Source organism: Vibrio sp. SBT000027 (assembly GCF_963894355.1).
GTDB lineage: Bacteria > Pseudomonadota > Gammaproteobacteria > Enterobacterales > Vibrionaceae > Vibrio > Vibrio splendidus.
In genome coordinates this window covers 2,223,578-2,248,074 of the sequence record NZ_CAWQGD010000004.1, presented here as the reverse complement: position 1 = coordinate 2,248,074, position 24,497 = coordinate 2,223,578, and the positions used below count along the sequence as shown (strand labels likewise).

26 protein-coding genes and 2 pseudogenes are annotated in these 24,497 nt (G+C 44.0%); 13 read left to right on the top strand and 15 right to left on the bottom strand.

Going from position 1 to position 24,497, the window contains the following annotated elements:
* Nucleotides 1-532: 532 nt before the first annotated feature.
* The 8 genes and pseudogenes from AACU28_RS19870 to AACU28_RS19835 form a co-directional block, all read right to left on the bottom strand.
* Nucleotides 533-1,024 (bottom strand): annotated as a pseudogene (locus tag AACU28_RS19870) (hypothetical protein).
* Between the two features lie 102 nt (nt 1,025-1,126).
* The gene (locus AACU28_RS19865; RefSeq protein ID WP_121603489.1) at nt 1,127-1,315 is read right to left on the bottom strand and encodes a hypothetical protein; all 189 of its coding nucleotides are present in this window, start codon (nt 1,313-1,315) and stop codon (nt 1,127-1,129) included.
* The gene (locus AACU28_RS19860) at nt 1,312-1,734 is read right to left on the bottom strand and encodes a hypothetical protein (protein ID WP_102488130.1); all 423 of its coding nucleotides are present in this window, start codon (nt 1,732-1,734) and stop codon (nt 1,312-1,314) included. Before AACU28_RS19860 ends, AACU28_RS19865 begins: the two co-directional genes overlap by 4 nt.
* A complete protein-coding gene (locus tag AACU28_RS19855; protein ID WP_121603488.1) occupies nt 1,721-2,194 on the bottom strand; it encodes a J domain-containing protein in 474 nt (157 codons plus the stop codon). The genes AACU28_RS19860 and AACU28_RS19855 overlap by 14 nt, the downstream gene beginning before the upstream one ends.
* 207 nt (nt 2,195-2,401) lie before the next feature.
* Nucleotides 2,402-2,632 (bottom strand): hypothetical protein, encoded by a 231-nt coding sequence (locus AACU28_RS19850; protein ID WP_050634774.1) that lies wholly within the window; start codon nt 2,630-2,632, stop codon nt 2,402-2,404.
* Between the two features lie 182 nt (nt 2,633-2,814).
* Nucleotides 2,815-4,245 (bottom strand): YadA C-terminal domain-containing protein, encoded by a 1,431-nt coding sequence (locus AACU28_RS19845; RefSeq protein WP_259462838.1) that lies wholly within the window; start codon nt 4,243-4,245, stop codon nt 2,815-2,817.
* 10 nt (nt 4,246-4,255) lie between these two features.
* On the bottom strand, nt 4,256-4,405 hold the full coding sequence (locus tag AACU28_RS19840; protein ID WP_157372781.1) for a hypothetical protein: 150 nt from the start codon (nt 4,403-4,405) through the stop codon (nt 4,256-4,258).
* Between the two features lie 697 nt (nt 4,406-5,102).
* Nucleotides 5,103-5,735 (bottom strand): LysE family translocator, encoded by a 633-nt coding sequence (locus tag AACU28_RS19835; RefSeq protein ID WP_004736413.1) that lies wholly within the window; start codon nt 5,733-5,735, stop codon nt 5,103-5,105.
* A gap of 90 nt (nt 5,736-5,825) precedes the next feature.
* Here AACU28_RS19835 and AACU28_RS19830 point away from each other — a divergent pair, with 90 nt between their 5' ends.
* Nucleotides 5,826-6,743: a LysR family transcriptional regulator gene (locus tag AACU28_RS19830; RefSeq protein WP_121603487.1), complete on the top strand. Its 918-nt coding sequence runs from the start codon at nt 5,826-5,828 to the stop codon at nt 6,741-6,743.
* Between the two features lie 33 nt (nt 6,744-6,776).
* On the opposite strand, the gene AACU28_RS19825 is transcribed toward AACU28_RS19830, so the two are convergent.
* Nucleotides 6,777-7,115 (bottom strand): hypothetical protein, encoded by a 339-nt coding sequence (locus AACU28_RS19825; protein ID WP_121603486.1) that lies wholly within the window; start codon nt 7,113-7,115, stop codon nt 6,777-6,779.
* A gap of 237 nt (nt 7,116-7,352) precedes the next feature.
* Here AACU28_RS19825 and AACU28_RS19820 point away from each other — a divergent pair, with 237 nt between their 5' ends.
* From AACU28_RS19820 to AACU28_RS19800, 5 genes and pseudogenes are all read left to right on the top strand, one after another.
* Nucleotides 7,353-8,186, top strand: a complete 834-nt coding sequence (locus AACU28_RS19820; RefSeq protein WP_102450208.1) for an AraC family transcriptional regulator — start codon at nt 7,353-7,355, stop codon at nt 8,184-8,186.
* Nucleotides 8,187-8,347: 161 nt separating this feature from the next.
* Complete coding sequence (locus AACU28_RS19815; RefSeq protein ID WP_108208911.1) at nt 8,348-9,076, top strand: AzlC family ABC transporter permease; 729 nt, start codon at nt 8,348-8,350, stop codon at nt 9,074-9,076.
* A 2-nt stretch (nt 9,077-9,078) separates the two neighbouring features.
* Entirely contained in the window at nt 9,079-9,408 is a 330-nt protein-coding gene (locus AACU28_RS19810) for an AzlD domain-containing protein (protein ID WP_108189044.1), read from the top strand.
* Between the two features lie 319 nt (nt 9,409-9,727).
* A pseudogene (locus AACU28_RS19805) lies at nt 9,728-10,227 on the top strand (DUF2059 domain-containing protein).
* Between the two features lie 192 nt (nt 10,228-10,419).
* Nucleotides 10,420-11,193, top strand: a complete 774-nt coding sequence (locus tag AACU28_RS19800) for a ribonuclease H1 domain-containing protein (RefSeq protein ID WP_121603485.1) — start codon at nt 10,420-10,422, stop codon at nt 11,191-11,193.
* 194 nt (nt 11,194-11,387) lie between these two features.
* On the opposite strand, the gene AACU28_RS19795 is transcribed toward AACU28_RS19800, so the two are convergent.
* On the bottom strand, nt 11,388-12,536 hold the full coding sequence (locus AACU28_RS19795) for a glycosyltransferase family 4 protein (RefSeq protein WP_017100983.1): 1,149 nt from the start codon (nt 12,534-12,536) through the stop codon (nt 11,388-11,390).
* A 293-nt stretch (nt 12,537-12,829) separates the two neighbouring features.
* Between AACU28_RS19795 and AACU28_RS19790 the strand changes: the two genes are divergently transcribed.
* The 5 genes from AACU28_RS19790 (at nt 12,830) to AACU28_RS19770 (ending at nt 16,908) form a co-directional block, all read left to right on the top strand.
* Nucleotides 12,830-13,756, top strand: a complete 927-nt coding sequence (locus AACU28_RS19790) for a glycosyltransferase family 2 protein (protein WP_121603484.1) — start codon at nt 12,830-12,832, stop codon at nt 13,754-13,756.
* A 16-nt stretch (nt 13,757-13,772) separates the two neighbouring features.
* Nucleotides 13,773-15,209 (top strand): lipopolysaccharide biosynthesis protein, encoded by a 1,437-nt coding sequence (locus AACU28_RS19785; protein WP_121603483.1) that lies wholly within the window; start codon nt 13,773-13,775, stop codon nt 15,207-15,209.
* A gap of 137 nt (nt 15,210-15,346) precedes the next feature.
* The gene (locus tag AACU28_RS19780) at nt 15,347-15,679 is read left to right on the top strand and encodes a hypothetical protein (RefSeq protein WP_183091202.1); all 333 of its coding nucleotides are present in this window, start codon (nt 15,347-15,349) and stop codon (nt 15,677-15,679) included.
* 130 nt (nt 15,680-15,809) lie between these two features.
* A complete protein-coding gene (locus AACU28_RS19775; protein ID WP_017096045.1) occupies nt 15,810-16,424 on the top strand; it encodes a LysE family translocator in 615 nt (204 codons plus the stop codon).
* A gap of 49 nt (nt 16,425-16,473) precedes the next feature.
* On the top strand, nt 16,474-16,908 hold the full coding sequence (locus tag AACU28_RS19770; RefSeq protein ID WP_017092567.1) for a GNAT family N-acetyltransferase: 435 nt from the start codon (nt 16,474-16,476) through the stop codon (nt 16,906-16,908).
* Between the two features lie 42 nt (nt 16,909-16,950).
* On the opposite strand, the gene AACU28_RS19765 is transcribed toward AACU28_RS19770, so the two are convergent.
* The 4 genes from AACU28_RS19765 to AACU28_RS19750 all read right to left on the bottom strand — a co-directional run bounded on the left by AACU28_RS19765 (nt 16,951) and on the right by AACU28_RS19750 (nt 19,993).
* Nucleotides 16,951-17,418 carry a DUF3429 domain-containing protein gene (locus AACU28_RS19765; protein WP_121603481.1) on the bottom strand — a complete coding sequence of 156 codons (468 nt, stop codon included), beginning with the start codon at nt 17,416-17,418 and terminating at the stop codon, nt 16,951-16,953.
* Nucleotides 17,415-17,960, bottom strand: a complete 546-nt coding sequence (locus AACU28_RS19760) for a glutathione peroxidase (RefSeq protein WP_121603480.1) — start codon at nt 17,958-17,960, stop codon at nt 17,415-17,417. Before AACU28_RS19760 ends, AACU28_RS19765 begins: the two co-directional genes overlap by 4 nt.
* A 104-nt stretch (nt 17,961-18,064) precedes the next feature.
* The gene (locus AACU28_RS19755) at nt 18,065-19,384 is read right to left on the bottom strand and encodes an ABC1 kinase family protein (RefSeq protein WP_121603479.1); all 1,320 of its coding nucleotides are present in this window, start codon (nt 19,382-19,384) and stop codon (nt 18,065-18,067) included.
* Nucleotides 19,385-19,606: 222 nt separating this feature from the next.
* The gene (locus AACU28_RS19750) at nt 19,607-19,993 is read right to left on the bottom strand and encodes a thiol-disulfide oxidoreductase DCC family protein (protein ID WP_121603694.1); all 387 of its coding nucleotides are present in this window, start codon (nt 19,991-19,993) and stop codon (nt 19,607-19,609) included.
* Between the two features lie 401 nt (nt 19,994-20,394).
* Between AACU28_RS19750 and AACU28_RS19745 the strand changes: the two genes are divergently transcribed.
* Nucleotides 20,395-22,185, top strand: a complete 1,791-nt coding sequence (locus AACU28_RS19745; RefSeq protein ID WP_121603478.1) for a hypothetical protein — start codon at nt 20,395-20,397, stop codon at nt 22,183-22,185.
* Between the two features lie 102 nt (nt 22,186-22,287).
* Here the strand turns inward: AACU28_RS19745 and AACU28_RS19740 are convergent, their stop codons facing one another.
* Nucleotides 22,288-23,631 carry a sigma-54 interaction domain-containing protein gene (locus tag AACU28_RS19740; protein ID WP_121603477.1) on the bottom strand — a complete coding sequence of 448 codons (1,344 nt, stop codon included), beginning with the start codon at nt 23,629-23,631 and terminating at the stop codon, nt 22,288-22,290.
* Between the two features lie 287 nt (nt 23,632-23,918).
* On the opposite strand from AACU28_RS19740, the gene AACU28_RS19735 reads away from it, so the two are divergent.
* Nucleotides 23,919-24,476, top strand: coding sequence for a DUF1439 domain-containing protein (locus AACU28_RS19735; RefSeq protein WP_121603476.1), 558 nt, complete (start codon nt 23,919-23,921; stop codon nt 24,474-24,476).
* Nucleotides 24,477-24,497: the final 21 nt, after the last annotated feature.

The window sequence follows — 24,497 nt, the reverse complement described above, 5'->3', positions numbered from 1 at the left end:
AGTTCCATAAATTACTGTCTATAAAACTTGTAAACATTAATATCTGCTAAAAATGAAAAATATATGTAGATTTGCAATCATTGTTTTATTGTTTTGATCGTATACTTATTTGTTCTGATCGTGCACTCTATTTGCGAGCTTAATGATCTTAGTTCATTGTCCAGATAAAGCCTCGACGCTCTTTCTCCGTCGGGGCTTTCTCATATATGACATATGACATATGGCATACGAGGAATTGTTATGCCTGCTACCTAATCCTGATTTTACTCAACCACAAAAAAGTGATGAGCTAAACAATGGTTTGCAAGTCGTTGCTAAGTGCTCTTACCTGTATTCACGATTAGAAATAACAAAAAGCCGCCTATCTAAGCGACTTTTTTATTGTGCTTGATGTGATTCGAAGAATAGCTTTTGAGCTATGTCTTAGTAAAAATAGGATCTGTTATCACATACTCGTTGGTATCTAGCGACTGCAGTAACCAAGGCCATAATAAATACCAAACTGGCATTACTTGCATTGGTCGCCATTGTGCTATTTAGCTTCTTTGTTTAGCATATTGATATACATAAGCGTTACCATGCCTAGACCTAGTAATTGCCATAAGTATTGGCCATCGTCAGCCCCCGTGATTGTTTGGCTGAATAGCATTACGCTTGTTACACATAGAGACGCAATTGCAGCCAATCGAGTGAAAGTAAGATCGATGTGGCCAGTTAGAAACTCTTGGTTTAAAACACTGCGTAGAATGAATAGAACAGGCATTATCTGCAGACCAATAAGTACCGGGAACATAAATGGGAACATAGGGCTTAATAGCGCATGACCTATTTCTGATTTATCCCACGTTCCGACAATTTACTCGGCCCAACCTGCATACGTATCACCATGTGGTACTGAGCCTGGTGATACGAAACCCATTAGAATGCTGAAAAACTTATCTACCACACCATTCTTAAACCAGAATATGAATAGAAAGATCTGCACAGGAATGATTTGGAAATTTAACTTGCTTAGTGCGTTCATTGTTTTTGTCCTAGTTACGAGCTCTATGCTCTCTTATCCGGGTGTACCGGGTTACTTAACCTTTCCCTTGGTGTACAGCGACTAGCATCCATAACTAACCGCTTATTCGTTTCTATTGGGTTTTATCTCACCACTGCCGATATGACGGGCAATAGTCTCGAACCAGTGAATGTTGCAATTACTTTTCTCGTTCTGCATTTCGCGTAGGAGCATTGAAATACAAATTTCCAAAACGTTTCTCTTCATTGCTAACAAGTCATATTTAGCTTGTCTTGTCTTGTCTTTACTCATGCTTGTTCCTGCAAGGCAATGAAGTATTCAAGTGCACGGCGAACGTCTTCAAAACGGCACTTAGGCGCAAAATTCATCGCTTGCACGTGATTCATGGAGAAAAACAAAGTAACGCAGTCCTGCTTTGAATTCGGGAGGTATGGAACGCGGCACGCCCATTCGTTATAGAGCTCAGTGATAGCAATCATTTCATGCTCACGTGGGCGCGGTGGTTGGGGATATGTAGCATCCACCAGTTGTGGGGCGCGTTCAATCTTAGTAATAAGCGTGTTTTGATTGATCATGGTATCCACTAATCGTGTAGCCAGTAGTAAACCTGAAATTTCTTGATCGCTTGCGCTAAGGGCAGCTAAACGCAAATGGTCTTTCATTTGGGCCAAAGTTAAATACTGAGCCTCATGGAAATTATTCAATGTCATATTTAATGAGCTCTTGTTCGTATGAATTATTTACTATCTGCATTGCTTCCACTGAGCCGCCAACGTCTGGGTGGAATGCTTTGCAAAGTATCTTGTAACGCGCTTTGATTTCGTTCTTAGTCGGTTTATGGCCAAACATGAATAAAATACTTGAGTCAGATTCACTAATTACCAGCTTGTTGTACTCGCCGATCAGTTTATGTTGACGCTCAAAACCTCTTTCGATAACGCCGCTCTGTTTAACTGAAAGCTTTTCAAGTTGAATACAGCAAGTCTCAAGGCGATTCTTATAGCGATCTAAGACAGTTATCCTCAATTCGCTGGCGCGTTCTTTCTCTTTCATTAACTTGATACTGTTGTTCAGACTCTTGAGGTACCCGTTTAGAAGTAAAGAACCAGATCCCATGGCTGCTACTGTTAGCAATACTGCAATCTCTAGATCGGTTGCGCTTACCCACATTAAAATTCCTTAGAACTGATAAATAAGTTGTAAAAAAGGACCGTTATAAACATGTATGGGGAGTTCATTACATAAGTGTGCACGATCGCGTATGTTTGTGGTGTCATGCTGGATATAGCCAAAGCAAAGAAAGTTACTCTAGGTGGGTAGATAACGAATAGAGACGCCTTACAAGCGTTAGAAAATTTCTTGCGTGGTAAAGCGACCTTAGTCATCTTGGTCAGCCTTTGTGGTCAAGATTGCGCCGTTGTTGGCTTTAGTCACTTTGAAATAGTGGTTCTGGCAATAAGGGCAGAAAGCCATTGAATCCCAATCAAAAGAACCTTTGTTTAGAACGTCTTTGAGTTGCTTCTTGCAACTAGGGCAATTGAATGTCGTTAGACGCTCTGCAGGGAACTTGGATAAGTATCGCTCGTAGGTCTCTATCGCATTTTTCATTGTCATACCTTGTTAGATGGTCTTAATTTGTGTGTATGTGATCTTAAAAACAGTCATATGGTTTTGAAAATGAAAGAAAAAATGCCCCAAGGAGGAGGGGCTGTAGAAAGAAAAATTTGGGATTCTACTAAATGTATGGAAATTGGATGGGCTTTGACGCCATCCATGGCGTCTAATTCAAATTACCACTCGTATGCTGCACCAGCGTACAACGTTGCAGATTCTGAACCTGTATCGTATGCGCCACCTAGCTTAGTCGTAAATTGCTCATTCCAGCGACGGCCTACACCTACAGCGATAGCTTGAGCGTCGCCGTGGTAGCCAAGGCCAACCGTAGCGTTTGTTTTGCCTACGCCGTATGGGTCAACCAGACCAGCGAACGCACCAGCTGTAGCCGCTACGCCATCAAGCTCTTTAGCCTGACGCTCGAAGTCAGAGCGAAGATCTTTGATATCGTTTTCGTTCTTGTTCGTTTTAGCTTGCAGGTCTTGAATAGAGTGTGTGTTGCGGCCAGCCTGTTCACTAATTTTAGAAACTGCCGGTTGCAGAGTAGCTTGCTGGATTGAGGGTGTGTTAACTGGCGTTGCTTTCAGCGTAACATTGGCTGGCGGTGCTGCTGCTTCATCAGCATCCGAAGATTTACTTGTTAGATCATCTAAGCGTACTGGTGTTTGCTGCGGTACTGTTGGGATTGCATAAGGTACTGCTGTGGGAACTTCTTGTTTAACCGGGGTCGCATTCGGGATTGCATTCGGTGTAGCTTGTGGAATAGCTTGCGGCGCTGTTTGTTGAACCGGGGTCGCGTCTGGAATCGCATAAGGTACTGCTGTAGGTACTTCTTGTTTAACCGGGATCGCAGTCGGGATCGCATTTGGTATAGCTTGTGGAATAGCTTGTGGAATAGCTTGCGGTGCAATTTGTGGAATTGCTTGCGGTGTAGCTTGTGGAATACGTGATGGAGTCTGTTGCGCTACCGTTGGGATCGCGTTTGGAATAGCTTGCGGTGTCGTCTGCAGGACTGGCGTTTGCTGTGGCATCTTAGGGAAGATGTAAGGCGTCGCCGTTGGAACTTCTTGTTTTACCGGGATCGCGTTTGGATACGCATAAGGTGTCGCCGTTGGTACTTCTTGCTTAACCGGGATCGCATTTGGATACGCATGCGGCGTCGTCTGCAGAACAGGGGTTTGCTGCGGCATCTTCGGGTAGATGTAAGGCGTTGCCGTTGGAATTTCTTGCTTAACCGGGATCGCGTTTGGAATTGCATTTGGAATCGCTTGCGGCGTCGTCTGCATTACCGGGATTGCATTTGGAATCGCATATGGTGTTGCAGTCGGAACAGCTTGCTTAACCGGGATTGCATTTGGATACGCATACGGCGTTGCAGTTGGAATGCTTTGCTTAACCGGGATTTGCTGGATAGCTGTCGGGTATGCCATAGGCGTAGCTTGAGGATGCATAACCGGTGTTCTTTGACCAGTTGCGTAGTGATCAACTGGTACGCGTACTGGAGTCAATTGCGGGAATGCGTCAGGGGTTGCTTGCGGTGCTGTCTGTGCCATTGCTGGCACAGAAAACGCAGCTGCTAACGAAACCGCCAAAATTGATTTTTTCATTTCTTGATCCTTAATTCACTATCGATAGTTTTTTGTGGTATTTGCTGGTTAACGTTGCGCGAACAAGAGAACGAATTAACTTCTTGTCTCTTTTCCAGCGTGTCTCTGCTTCGTCTGATTCATTGGCGATATCAGCGACCTTGAGTTCATACTGTTTCAATTGGTTCGATAACGATTCATGTTTAGATTCGATAAGATCTTGTTGTTTACGAATGTAAACTTAATTTATTCGTATATTGCACGTAGTGCAATTTAAAATACTTCGCGTGTTTGGAATAAAAGATTTCATTGTTGATCGAGAATTTTTGTTGACGAAGTGGTTGGGGTGGTCGTGATGAGTACACGCCTTAATGTCAGAACCATTACGGTTGGCGGTGTAACCCTGCTGTTTCATCATGCCGCCAGAGTCTCTGTTGTTTGCTTTCGAAAATCTTCGGGGACGTCATTATTCGTCTCCATGGTGCAGTAAAGCGCATCGCAAAACTTGGGCGTGTTAGGGCCGTAGACATGATCGCGTGAGTTACACCATAGTTAGGTATCTCAGCATCGACTTGTAAGAGTGTTAATTTGATTAGCAGGTCAAAAAATATGAAATTCTTAGCAGTTATGGCATGTTGGTTCATAGGAACCGATAATTGGACATTGATCAGTTAAGCGGTTACGCCAACCTTTTCATCAGCTCATAGGTGTGGAGGTGGGAGGGGGCTTTGGAAAGGACTGGGTTCCAGTTCTTTTAAAAAACCGCTCTTTATGGGTGGCCTCTTGCTATCTGAAGTATGTCTAAAATTGAGATGTGTTTACGTATGTTTTCCTCCCGAATGAAACTCAATTTATTGTTTTTTCCTTTACTGGCTCGACTATAGGTTGGAGCTGTGACTTGTTACTGCGAGTGCGATGGCTGCAGTTAAAAGCGCTGAGCCACCGATTTTATTCAGGTACGTTGGGTGATCTTGCATAAACCCAAGAAGCTTCTTGGCAGAGATGGCGTAAATCATCACCCACGTAAAATCCAACACTGCCATTGTGGGGCACATCACCAACATTTGTGATAACAGGGGCTTGGTTGGGTCTATGAACTGGGGGAAGAATGCAGTGAAAAAGACAATCGCTTTGGGGTTACCCGCTGCAACGAAGAAACCACTTAAATAGAGTCTGTGGCCTGAAATCGCGGTGGGTGAATTGGTGGTTATTTGTGCATCACACTCAGGTTTATCACGCAACATCTTGATACCCATGTACAGCAATGTTGTGACCCCAAGCCACTTGATAACGGCGAACGCTAGTTCAGACGTTGACATTATGATGCCAAGTCCAACTGCAACAATGATCATCTGTATGAAGTTTGCTGAGATATCGCCTAGTGCCGTAAAAATAGCTTTATTAACGCCATATTTCATTGAATGAATGACGCCCAACAAAATGCTGGGACCTGGCGTCATGGTTAAGATAAGTGAAGCGAGGCAGAAGGTTAGCCATGTTTCTATAGTCATTTGTTTTCTCCGGGTGACTGGTATCTATTTTTCGGAAAAAGTAGTCTGCTAGCATAGAGATAGATATCAAAATAACCTGAGGTTATATAAATGGTTGAAGACTTGGAAAGCATCCCATCATTAGTTCCCAAATTACTTCTGCAGTTACTAGCGCTCGGAAGTATCACTGATGCCGCTCTGGTATTAGGAGTCAGCCAACCCGCAGCGAGCAAAGCTCTTCGACGTGCTGAAGATGTGTTAGGTTTCGCTTTAGTCCGAAGAGACAGTCGTCCCTTATTGTTAACAGAGGAAGGGAGGTTGATTGCTGAGTTCGCGAAACAGCAGGAGTTGCAGGGAGGGGTGTTATTGAGACAGCTTCGACTTATTCAAAAAGATGGCGCTGGACAGGTGAAAGTGGCTTCTTTTGGCGCATCCGCTTCCACACATATTTTACCCAGCCTAATTCATGCGATCAGCCAACACTTACCTCAAGTTAAAATTGAAATAAGCGAGTTTACTGACGAAGGAGCATTATTGGCATTGCGAGAGGGGCGCGTAGATTTTGCAATCGCGGTTGATAAAGAGTATTTGGATCTAGATATCATCCCAGTTTTTACTGACCGTATGGTGGCTTTAGTTCATGAAGATGACCCTTTATCCCAGCTGCCAGTTTTGTCGGCTGTGGATATCGAAGATCGAGATTTTATATTGAGTAAAGGGGGCAGCGAGGCGCTCATTAGAGAATGGTTTAAGCTATCAAAATCTCGCCTTAGAGAAAAACACATCATTGTTCAATTGACCTCGATACTTGCTTTGATTAGAGCGGGCTTAGGTGTTTCTATTGTTGCAGAGCTTGCCGTTCCAGAATCTCATCCCAGCGTAAATGTTATTCCTCTTGCGCCCGAGTACCCTCGTAATATTTGTGTAGCGAAAAGAAGCGGTTGTTTTTCTTCGAACGCAGCCAGGTTAACTTGGGATTTTTTGAGTAAAAATAGGTCACACAGTTACCTAAGCAAGCGAGGTCATTAAGTGCGAACAGACGTTTAGCTGTCATTGCCTCATTTAATTCGCAGGCAACACCGCGGCAGATGCTTCTTCCTCCGAATCTTCTTTGTCTTCTACTTGGTCAGCAACCCAATCAATCGTCTTTGTTAGATAAAGCTTATTGGCTTCAGTATTACACCAACTCTTTGATAATCCTCTTCGATTAAACTCACTGCCAATTGCTGCGAGTGTCTGGTCGCTTGAGCGCCCATAATACAAGGTGTCGCACAGTTGCAGGTTCGACATGGATTGAGGATACGTATTGACTGGCGAGGAGTTCATGCTCAGTGCTTTTGATTGATTATGAGTGCACCCAGTTAGGCTCAGGAAAAAGAAAAGGATTAGCGTATTTTTCATGGTGTATTAGATCTGTTGCCGATGATTTGAAGAGAGTATTGCCATGATTGCCCCACTAATTTGTCAATTTCTCGCCAACTAGTTATAGACCAAGACTTTCCTCCCAGTTAGAAAGCGTTATTAAGCCAACGATAAAAACAGTATTAACAAACAAAAGCGCAATTTTGTACAAAAGCTGAAAGAGCCTATAGAGTAGACTGATAAGTCGCTCGATAATTAACAGGCTTGGGGATTGTTATGGAGAACAAGAAACGCTCTAAAGAAAAGGCCGAATATAAGATCACAGAAGAGCTCGGTGGCCTTGAAACCCTTAATGCTGAATACGAAAAGCAGAACTTCTCGCGCCACAGCCATGAGGGCTATACGCTTGGGGTTATTGAGCAGGGCGCTCAGCGTTTCTATCGAACGGGCGGGCATCATATTGCACCACAAGATGCGATTATTCTGGTCAATGCCGACGAAGTTCATAGCGGTCACTCTGCCACTGAAGGTGGTTGGGCATATCGAGCCATGTATCCTCTCCCAGAGCAACTTGCCAAGATCACTCAAGAGCTTAACCTACCGAACTACGGCGCGCCTTATTTCCCAAGAGCGGTTGTTGAAGACCCTGAACTCGCCAATCAATTGAGATTAGTCTTTAACACGATTGATGAATCTGACAATCGCTTGTTAAGAGAAACCTTGATGTACGGGATGTTGGTTAAACTGATTAGCCGACACGGAAAATCGCCGCTTAACCCTCAACTCGACGGGAAAACTCAGCGCCAGCTTGTCTTGGTGAAAGAGTTCTTAGATGATTTTCCACAAGCCGATGTGTCCCTAGAGGAGCTATCTAAGCTAGCGGCATTGAGCCCGTTTCACTTAGTGCGTTCTTTTCAGAAAGAATTTGGTCTTCCGCCGCATGCGTATCAAATCCAATCTCGGTTAAGGCTTTCGCGTAAGTTATTGAAACAAGGACATACCATTTCTGATACCGCGCAAGAGTGTGGTTTTCATGATCAAAGCCATTTTCATCGACACTTCAAAAAGGCCAATGGCTACACGCCGGGACAATACATCAAAATGTTCTAAACTTGCGTGGCTAACTAAGGCATGGCTAACTTGTGTTAAGTGCGGTTAAGTACGGTTAAGTGCGGCAAACAGAGGGGCATGAAATCGAGCAAGTTTGTACAATCGAACCGACTCAACTCCTCTTACATTGAATAGCCAATGTGAAGAGAGAAAAGAACTATATGGATAGTGAAACAATGGATAGACGAACACAGTTATGGAAGGGCGTTTTAGCGGGAATGCCCTTGAGCATTGCGGTAATCCCTTGGGGAATTCTAGCGGGCTCATATGCGATAGATGCTGGATTGAGTCAGCTTCAAGCGCAAGCGATGTCGGCTATTCTATTTGCTGGCTCAGCACAACTTGTCGCTGCGGGTATGTTTAAAGCGGGTATTGGTCTAGGCACCATGTTGTTGACTACCTTATTCATCACGTCTAGACACTTTCTGTATAGCGTATCGATGCGTGACAAAATCAGCCATCTTCCTGCGCGTTGGCGCCTATTACTTGGATTTTGGCTCACCGATGAGCTGTTCGCGATTTGTAGTGGGCAGTCTCAGAAAGAATTTAATCGTTGGTACGCTGCGGGTGTAGGCGGCGGTTTTTATCTCGTTTGGAATATTGCGAGCTTTGTCGGCATTGTCGCGGGAAGCCAAATTCCTTCACTCAATGAAATTGGGCTCGATTTCGCGGTCGCAGCAACCTTTATCGCCTTGGTGTTCCCATTAATCCGAACTCTACCCGTCGTAGTGTGTGTGGTGGTTTCATTGGTCACTTCGGTTGCCATGTCGGTTAACAATATTGAGGGCGGGCTAATGATTGCAGCGATTGCCGGTATGTTAGCGGGCTTTATCAGCGAATCGTTCCAAGAGCGAAACAACGGCAACAAGACAATTGTGGAGGAGAAATAGAGATGATTTGGTTAACGATATTACTCATGACTGCGATTGTTTTCTTTAGTCGGTACCTGTTTCTAGAGCCAGCAATCCCGCTTCGATTAAATCAAACCACGCGTCGCCTGTTACGCTATTCAAGCCCAGCTGTGCTTACCGCAATTTGGGGGCCGATTGTATTTGCACCAGAGCAGACATTTTGGCCAAGCCTTGAAAACCCATACTTGATAGGCGCGCTGGTCACAGGTCTGTTGATTTGGAAAACAGGCAATGTGCTACTGACTATCGGCGTTAGCATGGCGGTGTTTTTGTTCTATAACCTTGTCGCGGTTGATTACCTTTTTAATTGATACGTAGCTCAATTGATACGTCGTGTCACGCCATTAGTTATCCTCGTTTCAAGTGTATGACTCATTACTTGAAACGAGTGCTTTTAGGCTCTAGTTCTCTTGTGGTTCTTTATTCAAAAGCGCTCTGTTCCTCTCTTCGCCTTCCTCATATCTGTCCAATAAACTCCTGATATTCAAATGCAATTGATTTTATATTATTTTGTACTGTTTAATTCGTTTTACTTATGGATAAAAAGTGAGTAAATTTGCAAATAATTCAATGTGTTGAGATGTTTGGAAAGATATTTCAGCTGTTTTACCAAGCTAAAGGGACCTCAAAATGTATAGATTTTTCGCAATTTTATTTCTACTCGTACCGCTGCAATTATCAGCGGCACAAGATGATAGGCAAGCTCTGATAAAAGAGCTTCTTCAGATTATGGATGTCGATTCCACGTTGGACGCGGTATACGTTCAAATGGATAGCATGATGGCTAATATGTCTAAAGACCTAGGGGTTTCAGAGTCAGAACAAGCTATTTTTGATGATTACTATCAGGGCATGAACGACTTAATGAAAGAGGAGGTTAGCTGGCAAAAGCTAGAGCCAGGAATTGTAACGATTTACAGCAATCAATTCACTGAAGAAGAGCTCAGTGCAATGATCGATTTCTACAAAACAGAACATGGAAAAAGCATTCTGAAAAAAATGCCAACCGTGACAACAGAGTCAATGATCATGACTCAGTCGTTAATGCAACAAGTTCTCCCAAAAGTTCAAAAGTTCAAAAGTTAACGACTAAACTAAAACAAGACCTTGAAGCACATAGAGGTTCTTGATCAGAAGCCGTTAGGTTTGTGATTAGAAATAACGCTCTATACTTGGTCGATAACGTAGATATTCTTGAAACACACGCTGCATTTCATGCAATGATTTATGTGTTTCAAGCGTAATCAGGCATAATTACTACCCCATAGCTGAATCATTTTAGGTGTGGGTATTGTGTATTTAGGTTTTGGTAAGGAGTTAGTTTGGCTAAGAAATATTATGTGGTTTGGAAAGGTCGCACACCGGGTATTTTTACCACTTGGAACGAGTGTAAAGCGCAAGTCGATGGCTTTGCTGGTGCGAGATATAAATCGTTTCCAACACTAGGCGAGGCTGAGTCTGCTTTCGGTGGTAAAACGTCGTCTGCGTCAGGTTCTACAGCGACAAAGCCAAGCTCTGCGGGTAAGGCGACGAAAGTGAAGGTGCCGCCTCTTTCGGAGCAGCAAATCACAGATATGCCTTTTGATATCAAGATCTTTACCGATGGTGCTTGTGAGCCAAATCCTGGTGAAGCGGGGACGGGTTTAGCGGTATACCAAAACAACCAATTAACAGAATTGTGGTATGGCTTGTATCAGCCTGTTGGTACCAACAATACCGCCGAGTTACATGGGCTTAAGCAAGCGTTTATTCTCGCGAAAGAGAAGTTAAACGCGGGTCTGTCTGTTGCGATTTATTGTGACTCTAAGTACTCAATTGATTGTATTACTAAGTGGGCAACGGGCTGGGAGAAAAAGGGCTGGACTAAGTCGGGCGGCGAGATCAAAAACCTCGATATTATTAAGCCTGCGTATGCTTTCTACCAAGAACTGGCTTCAAAAATCACCATCTACCATGTGAACGGACACGTTGGTATTGAAGGTAACGAATTGGCCGATAGAATGTCGATTGTGGCTATTTCATCGAAAGAGCAGGAACTCGCTCAATATCGTGACATCGAAGATCTTGAGTCTATTTTGGCACTTCGAGCCGGCTAGCTAGGCTTCTTAATGAAAAGCTAATAAAAGTTACTGAAAGCATAAGTTGCCATCATTAGGCTGTGCTAAGTTGAGCGTTACATTTCAAATCAATGTAGCGCTCTTTTGTTTTTGTGGTGCTCCGTTTTCTTATGGTGCTTAGTTTTTAATGGTGCTGAGTAGTTAGTGTGATGCTCAGTTGTCTGTGTTAATCCTTATTGAGCTGGGTTCTCTATCCAACGAGATAATTGCTGAGCTTGTTTGATCGAATTAAAACTGTCTTTCACTCTCTCACGTGCCTTTAAACCCATCGATGCTTTATCGTTACTGCTTAGTTGTGCAAAACGCTCAATCGCTTCTCTTAATTCTTCCACGTTCTTTTCGCTAACCACAAAACCTGTCTCTGGTGAGACGATCTCTTTGCATCCCATGATGTTGGTGGTAATGACTGGTGTGCCCACGGCCATCGCTTCTTTTAAAACCAGTGGACCTGTATCCACACATCCAGTTTCTGAAAAACAGAAGGGCGCGATTAGGCTGTCATAATTCGATAGTTTCTCTTTCACCCACTCGTGAGGTTTAGCGCCAAGAAAGGTCACGTTTCGAGTGAGCCCTTGCTCTTTGACCTGCAATTTTAATTGTTGCTCTAAATCGCCAGTACCGATGATATCGAGATGAATGTCGAGAGGTTCGGCAATCGGCGCTAATGCATCAATAAGATGGTGGATGCCTTTTTGCTCCACTAATCGGCCAAGAAAAACGAGACGAAGTTGCTTAGCTTCGGTTTTTGGGTGTAGTTGAAATTGTTTGGTATTTACCCCACAGTGCAGGAGTTTAATGTTTCCCTTAGCCATGGTGTTGAAATCCGTGAGCATGTCTTTGCACACTGCGACCACAAAATCACTCGACGAAATCTTCTGTTCAATATCATAAGCGAACTCGTAAACATCATGACCGTGAGCAACGAACGAGCAGGTGATATTCAGAAGCTTTGCCGCGACGATGGCGTGAGCTGTAGTGTGCTGACAGAAATGCGCATGAACGTGTTCGACGTCGTTCTCGGCGAGTTGCAGCGCCAGTTTGAATCCATAAGCGAACAGTGATTTTTTTGGCATACTGGTTTGCTTGGAAACAAAGGATACCGCCCGGAGAAAGCCAAACCAATTGATGCTGGCTATCTTACCCGCCCGAACATCCTTACCAATTTTTATGATGTCATAGTCAAATGACTTTTCACTCTCTTCTATCTCAAATGCCATCACGCAAACATCGTGTCCACAAGCTTTCACCGAGTCGACTTCTGTTTGGATGAAGGTCTCGCTGAGTACAGGATAAGTTGGTGCTATAAATGCTACTTTCTTCATTTTTTGCTCCTTTGACTAATGCTATTAAAGTCAAATAAGCAAAATACGAACCAAGATAAAATCGTAGCTTTGGAGGGCTTTCGATGGTTTTCCAAAGGTTATCCCCCCAGAAGTCGCTCATTTTCTCAAATTGATAATCAAATTGGAGTTTTGACGCTCATGTCTGATCACCCTATTCGTCATTTTGAGAGTGTCTGCGTAGGCGACTGATCTAAAAGTGATTTCATAGCAATACACTCTCGGCATAGAACCTGCAACGTCAGCCATATAACGTATAATTCTGGGGCGTCATTATGGCTAAAGTAAGTGTTGTTATCCCGACCTACAACTGTTTGGATTACCTGCCGAAGGCAATTGGCAGCGTACTGAAGCAGACACATCAAGCCGTGGAGTTGATCATTATTGACGACAACAGCAACGATGGAACGTCTACTTATCTCGCGTCAATCTATGATGAACGCATCATTAAATTATCCACTTTGGGTGTTGGCGCGCCTCAAGCGAGAAACCTAGGGATTGAAAAGGCGACCGGTGAATACATTGCTTTTTTAGACGCTGACGACTTTTGGTTTCCAGAAAAAATCGAACGACAACTCGAGTTCCATCAGCGCTACCCAGATCTTGCGATGAGCTTTACTAACTACGAGCACCTCACTGAAGACTACCAAGTGATAGTCGACTGTTTTAGTTACTGGTCGCAGTTTCAAGACCAAGACGAGCTGTTCATCAATATCGAGAACCCGTTGGAGTTCATCATTGAAAACAATGTAATTGGAACATCGACGGTCATGGTAAAAGCGGATGTGTTCTCTCAAACAGACAGTTTCAATGCTAACATTAAGTATGGGGAAGATTGGGAACTGTGGCTTCGAATGAGTGAAAGCCATCAGATCGGTGTGTTGAACTCCGTGCAGGTTGGTTACTTGATGAGAGCGAGTTCCGTTACCCAAACTGAAAGTCTTAAATTGAGAAATTTGCAGTCTATCGAAACCATTCTTCAACGTTACCAAGATGACAGTCTGAGATGGAACTTACGGACGTCCAGTTTCAAAATTGCAAAGGCAAGAATACTAGAAGGTTACGCCGACTATTACAGAGGCTTACAACAGAACCGACGGGCCATGTCTTATAGCATCCGCTCGTTAGCGTTGGCTCCTCAAAAAAGAACCTTACGACATCTTCTTGGGGACTGTAAAAGTTTCCTAATGCCTGCATTGTAAGGAATAGGTGACATCTATGGGTTCATTAAAACAGTCGGCCTATTACGCCATCGGCATCGTGATGATGAAAGGGATCTCGCTCGTGATGATCCCCTATATCACCCATAAGATGACGTTGGTTGAATACGGTTCTTTAGAAGCCATCGTCTTGTTGGCTGACATCGGGACGATCCTATTTAGCTTTGGGATTGTTGAGGCAATGTACCGGTATGTGGGCGTCGCTGAGGGTGAAGAAAAGAGAAAGCTTGTCTCGAACTGTTTCACGTTGAGTGTCTTGGTCTGTGTGCTAGGTGGGGCTTTAATTGCTCTTAGTATGCCGTTGTTGTTACTGATGTTGCCCGTCGAGTTTCGGCCCTATCAAATATTACTTCTATTGATACCGACCATGTTAGATGGTGCGATTTCTATCCCGTTAACACTGATGCGAATGAATACGTTAGCTAAACGCTTTTGCATGCTCAATGTGTTGAAGGCGAGTGTGCAAGCTGCAATGACGTTTGCATTGCTTGAAGCCGGTTATGGCATTGATGGTGTACTAATATCTGCCGCTGTTTCTAGCGTGCTGTTGATGCTGTGTTTACTGCGTTATCAATGGCAAGAGATGGGCACGTTTGGCAGCCTCAAGTACTCCGCTAAGATCCTAAAGTTTGGATTGCCCACGTTAGTCGGTGGAGCTTCGATGTATATGATCACAGGGCTAGACCGCTGGGTGATGGCGAGCTTTGTGGGCGTTGAAGAACTGGCGATTTACGCGGTCAGTGGTAAGTTTGCGTTGCTTCTTGGCTTACTACTACAGCCTTATGCTTTGTGGTGGTTTCCAAATCGGGTGGCCATGCTGCAACAACCTGATGGTAAGAAAGAGTGTGCGGACAGAGCGCTAGTTGGCGTTAATCTGGCCATTGTGTTGGGTTGTTTGATGATCCTCACTGTACCCGGTTTTATTACTTTGATTTTGCCCAGCAGTTATCAATATGCGGGTACCATCGTCGTGGCACTCTTGGCCATCGGCGTGATTAAGAATGCAGGGGATTACCTTAACCTCGGTTGTTTTAGCGGTGACTCAAGTCAGTCGCAAATGTGGATACAGGGTGGTTGTGCGATCTTAGCAACCATTGGCTATCTTGTTGTGACACCGATTTATGGCGTGTGGGCCGTGGTAGTGGTGCTTTGTGGTACTTATGCCGTGAGGCTGTCACTGCTCTATATCGTGAGCCAAAAAATGGAATATTTACCTTATGATCACCGTAAATGGATAGCAGCGCTGAGTATCGCAATACTAGCCATCATTGGTGATCGAGTTCTTGGCTTGGTGCTGGTTGATGTTCATGACTTTGTTTTAGGCAGTTTTGTGGCAATAGTGACGTTAGTCGTCTTTGTTCGATACTCTGTTATTCCTGTTCCGCAAGCGCTGCTTGATAAGTTTACGCTAGGTAAGCAATCACATGTAAGTTGAACTCACTTCATCCAGATCGCGGGATATCCTGATAAGCGTCTAGAAATATATGAATTATTAATAATAAAACACTGTTCATAATTATTTTAATTAGATAGTATTTATAAATATAACGAATACTAACGATGGAAAGATATATGAATAAGTGGATGTTGCTCCTTTCTCTGTTTTCAGCTGCCTCATACAGCGCCTCTAATTTTTCAACCGAGGGTATTGCTGCTCCCGACTTCAATTCACCGGATTTCAAGCCGCCTGAAGTTTCTCGACAGGAACAAAACAATATCGTTTGTGAAAGCGTGGTCTGCAAATCAACGTCTGCACGTCAGTCGGTTCCTGTTGTTGGTGAAGTACCTGATAGAGAGCTTAATCAAACCATCGAAACCCTTGCGAGTGCTATCTATATTGTCGGTGAAATTGGCGTCGCGGAAAATTTGTCTACGCCAGAATATGAGAAATTTTTTGAGAACTAATTAGCACGGTGCGCCAGAGAATGGTTACTGCTTTCAAATGTTGCTACCAAAGATATTAAATGCTGTTATAAAAGGTAAAGTCTCGTTCAACGATTCAATCACCGCGGCATCTGGCAATTAGGAAGCACCAATGGAAATCTGGAAGTTACTGCTGTTCATCCCCGCTTGTTTTGCGCTCAACATGACACCGGGCCCAAACAATTTGTTATCAATGAACAACGCCCGTTGTTATGGGTTTCAGGTCGCCTTTGTAGCGGGCCTGGGACGAATCCTCGCTTTTTCTGGCATGATTGCTTTGGCTGCATCCGGCTTGGCTGTCGTGCTTTATACCTCTGAAACTTTGTTTTTCCTTATTAAGCTATTTGGCGCGATGTACCTGTTATGGATCGCGTTCAACCTATGGCGCTCACAAGCCAGCCCGGTCGCGGATATCGAACGAAATAAGAATTGGTTTGGTCTGGTTAAACAAGAGTTCGCGCTCGCGGCGGGCAATCCAAAAGCGATACTCATTTTTACTGCATTCCTCCCTCAATTTGTCGATGTTTCAGCGAACGTAAATACTCAATTCTTTGTTTTAGGAAGCACGTTTCTTGTATTAGAAATGCTCGCGATTTCTATCTATGCGGCCTTTGGTTTATATCTACGAAATTGGTTTTCAAAACCTCAAATGGCCAAGCGCTTCAATAAAGCATGTTCTGTGTTTCTTGCCTTATCTGGTGCGAATTTGTTAGTGAGCCGTCAGTAGGGTTCGTTTTACTTGTTTAGTTTATGGTTAATCTATTTAAGGTCGATGTATGAATGTTGTTTGTGCGGAAAAACAAGAACTGGCTGATATCTACCAGCTTGAACATGCTTTATTTGGCGATCACGCCTATCCGTTGTTTTTCTTTCGTCAGGCATTTGATTGCTGGGGGAAGGGCTTGTTGGTGGCGAAACAGGATTCGCAGGTTGCAGGCTACGTGTTAATGACGCCAACCGACAAACAACAAGAGTATTGGGTTTTGTCACTGGCTGTTGATACTGCTTACCGAGGCATGGGGATTGGCCGTTCATTGATGCAGCAGGCGATAGAAACCTTGCCACAAGATTCCAAGCTGTTGCTTACTGTTGATCCAAATAACAACTCGGCTTGTGAGCTGTACTTGTCGATGGGGTTCGTGACCATCAAGGAAGAGGGCAATTATTTCGGTGACGATGAGCCTCGTCTGGTCATGCAGCTCATCGTCTAGTTCCCGTTTCATTGTGTCTATTTAGATGCAGGCATCACGCGCTTAGGTCAACATCACGATACCATGCATCAACACCACGCTAGAGGTCAGTCGGGTTCGCATATCAAAATAGCCATCGGGGCCTTCACTTTGGTTCTCTTCTCTCATGGACCTTTCCGCTCGCCAAACCGCAATGTAGCCTAAGATCAGAATCAGTGTGGTGAGGAACTCTTGCTGCTCACCGAGTTGCACCGCTAGCCACGCTGCCAACACAATAACATTGCTTAGAATCAGAGCCTTGTTGCTGGATTGGCTTTCGAAGTTCTCTATCCCATTGCCCCACAAGATGCCCGACAAAAAGCTCAAAATAACCACGCTGTAGGTGATGAAGAGTGTTTCGCCGCTCAAGCTAAGGAATTGGCTGTCGGTGAGTGACAACAGTAGACCGAACAAAAATGGGATTAAACCCATATAACCCAGCTTGGCCATGGTGTTGCGTGTTTGAGTTGTCTCCGAGTAACCTGACCTCATAGCTGCTGCTCTATTGCATTTTTGAGGGTACTACTGGTTGGCGATGTAGAACTCGGGAAGGTTGCTATCACTTTGCCTTCTTTGCTGACCAAGAACTTGTAGAAATTCCATTTTGGTTTGATAGCGGCTTGTTGTTGGATTTCGGCAAAGACTGGGTTTGCGTCTGGCCCAGATAGTGAAGCGCGCGCCATCATCGGAAAAGTCACACCATAATCTAGGTAGCAGATTTTAGCGGATTGCTCCTCGCTTCCTCTGTCTTGGCGAAAATCATTACTTGGGAAACCAACAACCGTGAACCCTTCATCTTTATACGTTTGGTGAAGCTGCTCAAGTTGTTCGAACTGAGGCGTGAAACCGCATTGGCTTGCCGTATTCACGATTAATAAAGTCTTGCCTTGAAACTCTTCACACAGCTCAATTTCTTCGTTTGAATTTAACAGCCTTTGTTTGCCGTTGAGTATATCTGGGCAGCTTGCTGAAAAAGCGAATGAACTTGTTAGGCTCGCGATTAGGGCGGTGGAGCACAGCAGTGAATGTTTCATAAGTCTGACTCATTTTAGTTGGCGTAACTGTTATTACTGTTCAGCGACTAGAAATGATCACTTTAAAGACCAGAATCGCTCCAGTATCACCTGTCGCTTAAGTGTCAATTGTCGCTTAGCAAATAGGGCTCCACCAAGCGCCTGATATTCACCTTTGCTCCAAGGCGAGATGCCAGCAGGTACATGCCTCCAATCTTTCGGTGGAGGAATAGGGCATCGGCTGGTGGTGTGTGCCAATACTCTTGCTCCATGCTGAGTATGGTTCCTGCTTCACGAAGCCTTTGTGCTAAACCGCTGGCTTTGAAGTCGTAATCTTCATCGACAAGCATGGGTTCACACGCCATTTTCACTAAGTTGAGAATCGCTTGGCGTTGGTCTGGGAGGATTGTCTCGCTAAAAAATCCAATTTGCTCTAGGGCTTTGTTTAACCCCTGCTCATCATGAGTAACTACAGAAGTGAAAGCCATGCGATAACCATCACTGAAACGGTCGCTGTATTCTCGGGTTGCTCCAAAGTCTAAAAGCCCAATCTGTCGCGTGTTTTCAACGTAAAGATAGTTGGCGAAGTTGGGATCGGTTTGCACCATTTTGAAGTCGAATAACTCTCTGAACAGAAGCTCGAGCAAGCTGTGCATCACAAAATCTCGAGTACTTTGATCATAACCTTCAATTTGCTCTATCGAGATGCCCTCAATGAAGTCCATGGCGATCACCGATTCTGATGAGATTTGCGTATGAATTTTAGGCACGACGAAGTGAGAGTGCTCTTTAAGCGCATGATAGTAACGAGTCGCGTAGTCAGCCTCGCGAGCATAGTCGGCTTCATCATGTAGTTGTTTTTTCGCCTCTTCTAACAAGCCTTTGTAATCGACTGACTTTGGTATCAACCCAACAATATTGAGCAATGTACCAACGTTGTCCACATCACTGTCGATGCTTTTTCGAATGCCTGGGTATTGGACTTTTATGGCAAGTTTGTCTCCAGAGTCGCTATACGCTTGGTGAACCTGACCGATGGACGCACTGGCGATGGGATTAAAGTTGAAGGAGATAAACTCCGCCTTCCAGTTCAGTCCGAGTGAATTTTCTAACACTTGGCTGAGCTGTTTTGCTGGCAGAGGATCTGCGTTTGAGCGCAGGCGAGAAAGAATATCGGCTAATTCAGGTTCTAAGACATCGCCTGCATCCATTGATAGCATCTGCCCCAGTTTCATTGCTGCACCGCGCAGGTGTGCGAGTTGATCGGTGAGCCGAGCAATGTTTTGTGGCGTTAGCAGTAAGTCTTTTGCTTTGGGCCTGTTGCCTTGTGCTATTTGCTTGGTGCCTTCCGTCAGCACATTACCCGCGACCCTTGTTGCCAGCGAGGCGAACTTACTGAATCTTGAAATACGATGGGTAGGTAGATTTCTTTCTTTTGCCGACATAAAGGTTCTCACTTAGTTATCAAGACTCACTACAAAGTTCTATAAATCATTACCCAACCGAATGTTTTGTTGTGGTAACTTGTCTCGCGAAACAGTAAACAGAATTTAAAGGACAAAACATGAAGTTTATTTGGTTAAAAGTCGCGGTTACCGTTTTAGTTTTTGCTGCGCTGTTTGGTGTGGTGTATTACAAAGTCGCAAGTGGTATGTCTTAACCAAGTACTATTTTGTGCAGCTGTTACCATCGCAGCGTGACTTTCCAGTTAGCCAGAAAGAGGCTTTGTATCGGTTCTTGGCAAACCGAAGATAACACCAGTCGGCCACTGGCTTGAATATCGCCCAACGTAAAGGGGCGTATAGCCAACCTTTTCCTACTAAGCGCCACGCTTGGTAGGTCACGTCTAAACCTAGCAGCAGTTTTCCATTCTCATCCAGTGCATGCAAAACGGTGTTGGCTGCGTCGGCATCAATCTGAGGGTAGTCTGAAAAGGCTTCACTGTAGATATCGATGGTTTGAATCTTATTCTCGACATCATGCTTGGCAAGTGCCGCCATCTCCTTTGCGCACAACGGGCATGTCCCATCGTAAAATATCGTAAGTTGTGTCATCGTCTGTTCGCCTATCATTTCACGACCTGAACCTTCAGTAACCCGTTAAGTCGGCACCCGTCAATTCAATCGCTTGTTATTCAATAATCTAGCAATGGCTACGTGATTGTACCTTTTAAAGATCACTCTCCTCGTATCAAAGCTAAAAAAATGTCTGACGTAGACACTTTGTTCATCTTTTCAAGTCCTTGATTGTTTGGTCAAATCTCGGGTTTATGGACAAAGGATAACAAAGCGTTCAATAAAGGTTTGCCTTCAATATATAAACATCAATCAATTCAACAAGTTGAACTTGGCTTGGAATATGCTCTATCGAACCTACGAATTGCTAAAGGATTTTCTCTAATTTGGGCATGGCAGAAAACCCTAAAAGCATAAGTATGGATAAATGGAGAGAGAACATGAAGGTTATAAATTATTTACTTAGTGTGCTTTTGTTGTTTAGTAGCCCTCAGTTGGCGTGGGCTACTGTTGATGTGATGGAACTTGATGGTAACGCGACCAGTGATAATAATGGTATTGATTGGGATGACGTAAATGATCCTAACAGCATGGTTGGGATTGCAGAATTTTTCGAAAAAGACCGTAATGGTATCGACCAAATCTTTTGGAAGGGTGGATCAAAAGATGATTCCGACATTACAGATTGGGCGTTCCGTACCGCGTCACCACAACCAAAAGATGACTTTACCAATGCGTATGCCGCTGCCTTTGAAAGCGAAGGTGACTTGCTGATTTACTTTGGTGCTGACCGATATGCGAACAATGGTGATATGTACATTGGGTTTTGGTTTTTACAAGACCAAGTAGGGTTACCGGATGGGAAAACTAAGGGCGACTTTGTTGGACAGCATATCAATGGAGACATCCTTGTGCTGATTTCATTCCCACAAGCAAGTGGCGGTAATCCGTATATAGAAGTGTTGCAGTGGGATTTGAATAATGGCGATGTCACCGACAACATGACGAGAATCTTCCAAACTGATGGTGACCCTAAGTCGAATGACTTCGTTGGTGCAAGATGTGGCAGTGGTGCTGTCGGTGTCGAGAAGATCTGTGCGATTTCAAATGATGATTCTATCGGGGCAATTGATCTACCCAATGTACAAGGTTGGGAGTATCTCGCGAAAACGGGTGAAACAACCTCTATTCCGACAGAAAGCTTTGTGGAAGGTCGATTAAACTTGTCAGCTCTGTTGAATGATGAGTTTGGTATTGAGGATATTCCTTGTTTCAGTAGCTTCTTAGTGGAGTCACGAGCTTCTCGTTCGATTGATGCATCTTTGGCTGACTTCGTTGTCGGTTCATTCAGTTTATGTAGCATCAATATAGCGGCGACTTGTAACACAACCAGCTTTACGGTTGATGGTATGTTCAACATAGATTACACCGTGACGGTTACCAACACTGGCCCTGGTTCGTTAGGCACCAATGGTGACTACGAAGTGGCCTTTTTATCTGAGTCACCAATCTTAGGTGCGCTTCCAGTGGTTGGTAACGGCGATGAAGTGTGGAGTGTCGGTGAGTCATTCTCATTCATGGGTAATTACTTGTCGGTAAATAATGGTGCTGTCGGTGTCATAGATGGTTCGGTGGATCTTGATGGGCTTATCGTGAATGCTCAAGCGCCAGTGGCCTACAATTGTCCACCAATAGACTTGAGCCCGATGGTTGAGATTTCTAAGGTGTGTAATAGCTTCTTAGAGGTTGATGGCGGTCAAGTTGTGCTTAAGAAAACCTATGATGTTGAAATATGTAATACCGGTGATATCCCATTGGCCATTGAATCGCTGGTGGATTCTAAGGATGACTCTCTGAGCCGTTCTGATTTACCTACTGAAGTAGTCAACAGCAGTTATTACCTCGACTTTGCTTTGCCTTGTGATGATCTTGAGGATGTGACCACATGTGGTGCTGGTAATATGTGTAGTGCATTAAGTGCCGACCCTGAGTTGTTTGCTTGTAAAACAGGTGAAGGAGAGTGGATACCGAACTTTGGTGATGCGATTGGTCAAGTGTGTACACAAGTAAGTAAAACTTATGCACCAAATGTGTTACCAACCGGGACTGCAGGGATGCTATCTAATCAAGTGACAGCAACGTTTGACTCGCTGTTCTTGCAAGAAGCATTTATGGAAACATCGAACATTGCAACCTGTGATGTTTGTCCGTTTACTGTTCCTGAGCCATAAGCACTTTCATTAATTGAGTACAACTAAACTCCAAAGCAGCCTAGTTCGTTAGGCTGCTTTATTCGTTATTTATTTAGTTAGCTAGCTAGCTAGTTAGGCGACTTAAATTACTATCTGATGTTTTTTGATCAGCTTGTATAAGGTTGTCCGAGAGATAGATAACGCTTTAGCGGATTGGGAAATATTGTAGTGGTGTAGCTGAATCACTCGACGAACATTTTTTGAAGAAAGTCGTGCGTCACTCTCAGTATCGGGCGACGCGTCTTTTAATTGAATTCCCATATGACGAGTAGAGAGGGCGCTTGAGTTAGAAAGAACAATCGCTCTTTTTATGCAGTTGAATAATTCTCTGACATTGCCTGGCCAATGGTACTGTTTCATTTGCTCAAGGGTGTCACTAGGCAGTTTTGTTTTGGATGCGTAATTGTGCTTCAGTTCAAATCGAACCAAATCTTCAATGTCTTCTTTGTGGTCATTGAGTGGTACTAGGTCCAATGGAAGTACATTGATGCGATGAAAGAGATCCTTTCGAAATTTACCCGCAGCAACGGCTTGTTCGATATTGACGTTGGTGGCGAAAATCACACGGCAATCTACGGGCAATTGGTTGTTACTGCCGAGTCGCTCTATCAAGTTATTTTCTAGAAAGTGGAGTAAGTAGGTTTGCAGCGACAGTTCAAGGTCGCCGATCTCATCCAAAAACAGTGTGCCACCATTCGCTCTTTCCACGTGTCCGACGTAGCGTTTGTTTGCACCCGTGAACGAGCCTTTTTCAAAGCCAAATAACTCTGAGTGAATCAGGGATTGTGGAATTGCGCCACAATTTACAGCGATGAAAGGTTTTTGACTGCGGGCTGAGGCCTCATGTATTAAACGCGCACATAGGCTTTTTCCTGTTCCGGTTTCCCCTTGAATTAGCACTGGAAAATCGTTGTTAGCGATCTTGGCTATCTTCTTTTTAAGTTGCTGGATGGTTCTGGATTGTCCCACCAATTGACATTCATGGCACGAGGCAGACTTAGGTTTAGTTTGCTTGATGTCTACCATGCCATACGCATGCCCTAAATTTCGACAAAGCCATTCTGTATCAATAGGGAGGTGGTAATAATCCCAAAAGGTTTGTTTAATGAGCGATAAGTTGCGGCTTGGTGGTTGGTTGCAGATAGCGATTGCTTTTAAATTTGGAGAGTGAACCTTTAACGCTGATATTTGCTCACATTGTTTGTCGATTGAGGATGATGTTAGACAAGAAACCACAATTGGTGCGTAGCTTTCGCTGCGTGTATCGAGTAAGTGAATGGCCTGTTCGGTTGTTTCTGCAACTTGAGCTTCCCAGTTATGGAGACGCAGTTCTCCAACCCACTGACTATGGTGCAGGCATGCGGTGTTGCATAACAAAATCACAGAACGAGTTATTGGCTCAGGTGATACTCTTTTTGATGGCATTGTGCTCACTCTTCATGTTTCGATATCCATGATGAAACCTTCAGTAAGCCCCCTAAATATCCCATAAGCTTAGAAGCAAAATTCAATTAATTCGAGTACACAAACCTAAGAACGTTGAGCAAGTAAGTGGCAGTATTTTAAGCGGGAAAGCCAATCTGGTGCTTTACTTACTGATAGTTATACTTATTAATACACGTATTCACGGATATTGTGTTTTTGCTGTTTTGTGTATTGATGATCACAAGGTAAACTCCGCGGTAATCACTAACAATAAAGAGCTGATATTGATGATAATTAACGTAGCAAAAAAGTTCATTTTGGCAGCGTCTGCACTGATATTAGGTGGTTGTGTTAGCTACAGCGTGACTGAGCAAGAAATGACGAACTACCTTCAAGATTCGGTGATGTTAGAGCAAGAAGTGGGTGTACAAAACGTTATGTATGCGCAAGTCGCTGTCGATGACTTAGCGGTGAAAATTGGCCGAGCTGATGCCGAGCGCGTGTCTGTTCTGGCGAATACCAATGCACAAGTTCAGGTGTTTAACGTGCCGAATATGAGGTTGGATCTTGATATCGAGTTCAGTGCGATTCCTGAATATGACAAAGAGAGTGGCGAGATTTATTTGAAATCACTGCGTTTAGAGCGCTTTGAAGAAAAAGATAAACAGCTTTCGCCTGAGGTCGTCAAACTACTTAAGCCTGCCGTTTCTATGATTGGCTTTGCTTTGTCCCAGTCGCCAGTTTACAAACTGGACAGCAACAAGGTTCAAGAGTCATTGATCAAGTCATCGGAACCTAATCTAGTGATTAAAGACAACAAGCTGGTCATCGAGTTATTCGATTAACCTTTCACGTTTAGCTTAGAC